This is a genomic window from Acidovorax sp. HMWF018 (assembly GCF_003061035.1).
In the GTDB taxonomy this organism is placed as follows: Bacteria; Pseudomonadota; Gammaproteobacteria; order Burkholderiales; family Burkholderiaceae_C; genus Acidovorax; species Acidovorax delafieldii.
In genome coordinates, this window is record NZ_QAIM01000526.1 from 18,665 (window position 1) to 20,562 (window position 1,898).

The following is a 1,898-nucleotide window of genomic DNA, read 5'->3' on the forward strand; positions in this document are numbered from 1 at the left end:
GTGGCAGGCCGCCAGCGCATGCTGAGCCAGCGCATGGCCAAGTTCTGCCTGTCGGCCATGCTGGGGGTGGACACCTCCACCGCCACCACCGAGATCGCCAAGGCGCGTGACGAGTTCATCAGCGCCACCGAGCTGCTGCGCAATGCCCCACAGGCCACCAATCGCATCCGGCAAGAGCTGCTGCTGGCCGATGGCCAGTGGGTGTTTTTTGACGCCGCGTTGCAACGCCTGGGCACCAGCAACAACACCTTCCGCCAGGTGTCTGAAGTGTTTGTGAGCAGCGAAAACCTGCTCGCCAGCATGGACCGCGTGACCGGCCTGTATGCAGCGCTGGGCAGCAGCTGAAGGCCTGCCCTGCAACGGCCCCCCTGCACGCCCCCGACATCCCACCGAACAACACCAAGGACGATTCCCATGACCACCAACAACCCAACCCCTGAATGGAAGCTGATCTGCCGGGTGGACGACATCCCCGTGCTGGGCTCGCGCCGCGTGGCGCGCCCCCAGGGCCTGGACGTGGCCATCTTCCGCAACGACGCCGGTGGTGTGTTTGCGCTGCTGGACCGCTGCCCCCACAAGGGCGGCCCGCTGAGCCAGGGCATCGTGTTTGGCACGCACGTGGCGTGCCCCCTGCACAACTGGACCATTGGCCTGTGCGACGGCCAAGCCTCGGCGCCCGATGAGGGATGCACGCCGAAGTTTGCCGTGAAGGTGGAAGACGGCGCGGTGTACCTGGACGCGAGCGAGCTGGCGACGGTGGCCACGGATTTGACGCGCCCCATCGCAGGGCCTGCGCGCAGAACGGTGGGCGTGTGAGCGGCGGAGAGTGTTGCGCCCCAGGCGCCGCATGCGTACCCGGCGAGGACACGACAACACTATCAAAACAATAGCTGACGGCGCAACATGCACTAGCGCCTGAGGCCAAAACAACCCCAACCACGCCATGCAAGAAACCAAATCCACCTGCCCCTACTGCGGCGTAGGCTGCGGCGTGATCATCGAAAGCACAGGCACCCAGATCACCGGTGTGCGCGGCGACCCCACACACCCCGCCAACTTTGGCCGCCTGTGCACCAAGGGCTCGACCCTGCACCTCACAGCCACCAGCCCGGTCACCCTGCAAACCCGCCTGCTGCACCCCCTGCAACGCGCACAGCGCAGCGAGGCCGCCCTGCCCGTGACCTGGGATGCCGCACTGACGCTGGCGGCCGACCGGTTCGCCCACACCATCGCCCAGCACGGCCCTGACGCCGTGGGCTTCTACGTCAGCGGCCAGTTGCTCACCGAGGACTACTACGTCTTCAACAAGCTCGCCAAGGGCCTGATCGGCACCAACAACATCGACACCAACTCGCGCCTGTGCATGAGCAGCGCTGTGGCCGGCTACAAGCAAACGCTGGGTGCCGACGCGCCGCCCGCCTGCTACGACGACGTGAACCACGCGCAGTGCCTGTTCATCGTGGGCAGCAATGCGGCCTGGGCCCACCCCATCCTGTTCCGCCGCATCGAAGACGCACGCGCCGCCAACCCGGGCATGAAGGTCATCGTGGCCGACCCGCGCCGCACCGACACGGCGGGCATGGCCGACCTGTTCCTGCCCATCCAGCCCGGCAGCGACGTGATGCTGTTCAACGGCATGCTGCACATCATGCTGTGGGAGGGCTGGGTCGACACCGCCTACATCGCCGCCCACACCACGGGCTTTGACGACCTCAAGGCCCTGGTGCGCGACGCCACGCCCGAGCTTGTGGCGCAGACCTGCGGCATCAGCGTGGCCGACCTGACCACCGCCGCCAAATGGTTCGCCACCTCCAAAGCGACCCTGAGCCTGTACTGCCAGGGCCTCAACCAAAGCAGCAGCGGCACGGCCAAGAACGCCACACTCATCAACCTGCACC

3 protein-coding genes are annotated in these 1,898 nt (G+C 66.6%); all 3 read left to right on the forward strand.

The features are described 5' to 3' along the window. The coding region (locus tag DBR23_RS31525; protein ID WP_233250672.1) for a type IV pili methyl-accepting chemotaxis transducer N-terminal domain-containing protein at nucleotides 1–345 on the forward strand (345 nt) is incomplete at its 5' end. 69 nt (nucleotides 346–414) lie between these two features. Continuing rightward, entirely contained in the window at nucleotides 415–816 is a 402-nt protein-coding gene (gene nirD / locus DBR23_RS22360; RefSeq protein WP_005798149.1) for a nitrite reductase small subunit NirD, read from the forward strand. Between the two features lie 127 nt (nucleotides 817–943). Further along, nucleotides 944–1,898, forward strand: a 955-nt coding sequence (locus DBR23_RS22365) for a molybdopterin-dependent oxidoreductase (protein WP_146191412.1), incomplete at its 3' end; no start/stop codon positions are given.